The organism is Trichococcus sp. (genome assembly GCF_049589555.1).
Taxonomy (GTDB): domain Bacteria; phylum Bacillota; class Bacilli; order Lactobacillales; family Aerococcaceae; genus Trichococcus.
Genome location: NZ_JBAWAZ010000034.1, coordinates 1 through 3,328 on the forward strand (window position 1 = coordinate 1; position 3,328 = coordinate 3,328).

Below are 3,328 nucleotides of genomic sequence, written 5' to 3' on the forward strand. Positions count from 1 at the left end.
TATCATGAAAATAACATAACACGATTGCAGGCGTATTTCTATGCAAAGTTGCACACTCTTGGATGAAAATTAGAAAACCGCGAGTTTGATGAGCGTTTTCACATGCACGTGGCCGATCCTTCCCGGAACTTTCCGATCCGGAGACCAGCCTGCACCTTGCAATGCAACCCCGAAACACTTAAAGACCAAGCGAAATCCAGCTTCTGACCCGGAGCGGTTGACAGGCTTGCCGGATAAGTGTACGATTAGAAAAATAAATGAATCGCCAAGCAAAAAGAGGTCGCGGCTGGTCAAGAGTACCGCAAGGGAAAGGGACGGTCGCCGAAGCATGCGAATGCTGGACCCAGGTTGAACAAATGTGGGGCTGTTCTATTGTCGTTGCCCGATGACAATGGATTGCGCTTTAGCTTGGTTGGGCGAATGCAGGTCTCCGTAGCCGTAAGCACTCGCTTACCGCTATTTTTTTTGCATTTCCGGAACAAACGGCCGTCCGCCGCATAGGGCAAACACAGGCTGGCATGCTATAATGGGCATGTTGGAACAGAAAAAATGATTGGGAGGAAACATCAAAATGAGCGAACTATTATTGACAGATGCTTACGAAATCGCGGCTTACATCAAAGCTGCCGAAAAGCAAACACCTATAAAACTATACATCAAAGGGGATTTCGAAAATCCTGCCTACGAAGGCTTGAAATTCTTCGGAAGCGGAGACAGCTACACAGTCTTCGGCGACGCTGCAACGATCTATCCTTTCTTGGAGGAAAACAAAGATAAGATCAAAGATCACGTCATGGAATACGACAGACGCAATTCCGCGATTCCATTGTTGGACACTACCAAAATCGAAGCGCGCATCGAGCCAGGTTCATTCATCCGTGATCACGTGACGATCGGCAAGAGTGCCGTCATCATGATGGGTGCGGTCATCAACATCGGCGCAATCATCGGCGAAGGCACAATGATCGACATGGGCGCGGTAGTCGGCGCACGCGGCACGATCGGCAAAAACTGCCACATCGGAGCAGGCGCAGTGGTTGCAGGCGTTCTTGAGCCACCATCGAAATCACCAGTCATCATCGAAGACGGTGTTTTGGTCGGCGCGAACGCTGTCATCATCGAAGGCGTGCACATCGGCGAAGGCGCTGTTGTCGCAGCTGGCGCAATCGTATTGGAAGACGTACCGGCTAATGCGGTTGTTGCGGGATCTCCTGCAAAAATCGTGAAGATGAAGGACGCTCAGACAAGCGAAAAAACCCAATTATTGGCTGACTTAAGAGACTAATAAATACATGTAGAGGGACCAGGTGAAGAGCATGCAGATTGCAGAATTATACGATACGGTGAAGACGATCCGAAGGGAGCTCCACCAGATTCCGGAGATCGGCTTCGATCTGCCGTTGACTTCGGAATATGTCCGCCAAAAGTTGGTATCGTTCGGTTATGAACCGATCAGTACAGCCGAAACGGGATGGGTAGCCGTCCTGAAGGGCAAGTCTCCGGAAGCAGTCGCTTTCCGTGCCGACATGGATGCCCTTGAGGTAACCGAGGAAACAGGAGCGGATTTCGCTTCCCTTCACCCGGGCAAAATGCATGCGTGCGGACACGATGGGCACATGGCCTTGTTGTTGGGTTTCGCGAAATACCTGAAGTCCCTGCCGATTTTGGAAAAGTCCGTCGTTTTGGTCTTCCAGCCAGCGGAAGAAGGCCCGGGCGGCGCGAAATGGATCATGGATTCCGGTATCCTCCAGGAGCTGCAGGTCGAAAAGATCTACGGCTATCACCTGTACCCGAGTCTGCCTGAAGGTATCCTCGGCTTGGCCAAGGGACCTTTGATGGCGCGCAACGGCGAATTCGACATTACGCTTGAGGGTGTAAGCTCGCATGCCGGGCAGCCGCACTTCGGCAAGGATGCCTTGATCGCCGCCGCGCAGATCCTTCTTTCGGTCCAGAACATTCTGGCCCGCGATCTTGATCCCTTGCAACCGGCTGTCGTGAACATTGGCACGTTGCATGCCGGGGAAGCCCGCAATATCGTGGCCGGAAAAGCCGAGATGACCGGAACGATCCGGAGCTACGACAAAGCAGTTTATGCTTCCATCAAGGAACGCCTTGCCGACATCTGCGCAGGCATCGAGCGCATGAGCGGTGTCATCTGCACGTTGGATATCCGCGATTTCTATCCGGAAGTTACCAACGATGCGGAAATGATCGGCACGTTGATGGACGCACTTCCGGCCGATGCCTACGAAGTCGTCAAACCATTGATGCTGGCTGAGGACTTCGCTTTCTACCAAGAAAGCATCCGCGGCGCCTTCATCCTGCTCGGGACGGGCCGTCCCGACAAGGGCTGGACGCACCCGCTCCACAGCAGCCGCTTCAACTTCGACGAGAAGGTTCTGCTGCAGGGAATCGCCTGCTACGACCTGATCCTCGAAAAGGAAGGGCTGAAGGGCTAAAAGCCAACAGCAAGTTACCGAACACACAACATACAACCAAAAAGCACCCTCACCGGGGTGCTTTTTTGGTTTCGGGGCGCATAATGATTGTCGTCCTCCGGTGAGGGGTGTTTCGCCGGAGGACAGGACCGCATACAGCTGCTCTCCTCCGACCAGCAGAAGCCTCATCGGAGGAGAGTCCTTTTATTACCGGTCTCCTCCGGCGAACGAAGCCTCGCCGGAGCTGCGGGCCGTTATCAGCGGACTATGATCAGTTGCCGTAATATTGCGCCGCATCCAATAAAATTGTAAAGGTTCGATTAAGTTGATGGATGGGAAAAGCATTTTCTCCTCAAAAAAGGTACAATGGAATCATATATTGTATGAAAGAGGGGAAATTATGCATAAGAAAAGATTATCCGCATTTCTTTTAGGGTCAACAGCGTGGCTGCTTGTCGCGTGCCAAAACCCGGCAACAGACACGACAGCTACCGAGGCAGCAACAAGCACGTCGCATGTACAATCAGATACACAGGCGACCAGTCAAGCCGCTTCAAGAGCCAGCAGTCTGGATGCAACTGAGAGCGTGCAGGCACAAACTCCGTCCGCAAGCAGCACCACTGCAGATCCCGCAACGACTAATGATACTGCCCAGACCGCTGATGAGGCAACGTTGATCACCGAAGCGAAACAAACAATCACGCAATTGACAGGTTATGTCGAAAGCGATGTGTACCTGTTCATCGTGGAATCGGTCGAGGGCAATGAAGTCACCATCAATGTCCGCGAAAACGGCGCCGATGTTGCTAGCTCCGTCGGTTTTTACCGTTACAACGGAACGACCGGGGAATTGCTGGAAATGGATGTCGTAACAGGGGAATACACCCGCC

General features: G+C 52.6%; 2 protein-coding genes, 1 pseudogene and 1 riboswitch. All 3 genes and pseudogenes read left to right on the plus strand.

Going from position 1 to position 3,328, the window contains the following annotated elements:
* Window positions 1-266 precede the first annotated feature (266 nt).
* Window positions 267-412, plus strand: a riboswitch (Lysine riboswitch).
* Between the two features lie 159 nt (window positions 413-571).
* Window positions 572-1,285 carry a 2,3,4,5-tetrahydropyridine-2,6-dicarboxylate N-acetyltransferase gene (dapD, locus tag WBV27_RS01735; RefSeq protein WP_424198868.1) on the plus strand — a complete coding sequence of 238 codons (714 nt, stop codon included), beginning with the start codon at window positions 572-574 and terminating at the stop codon, window positions 1,283-1,285.
* 31 nt (window positions 1,286-1,316) lie between these two features.
* The gene (locus tag WBV27_RS01740) at window positions 1,317-2,459 is read left to right on the plus strand and encodes a M20 metallopeptidase family protein (RefSeq protein ID WP_424198870.1); all 1,143 of its coding nucleotides are present in this window, start codon (window positions 1,317-1,319) and stop codon (window positions 2,457-2,459) included.
* Between the two features lie 379 nt (window positions 2,460-2,838).
* Window positions 2,839-3,328, plus strand: a pseudogene (locus WBV27_RS01745) (hypothetical protein); the annotation flags it as partial.

Excerpts from the sequence above, each read along its gene's own strand:
- dapD (WP_424198868.1), top strand. The coding sequence starts at position 572 with ATGAGCGAACTATTATTGACAGATGCTTACGAAATCGCGGCTTACATC.
- WBV27_RS01740 (WP_424198870.1), top strand. The coding sequence starts at position 1,317 with ATGCAGATTGCAGAATTATACGATACGGTGAAGACGATCCGAAGGGAG.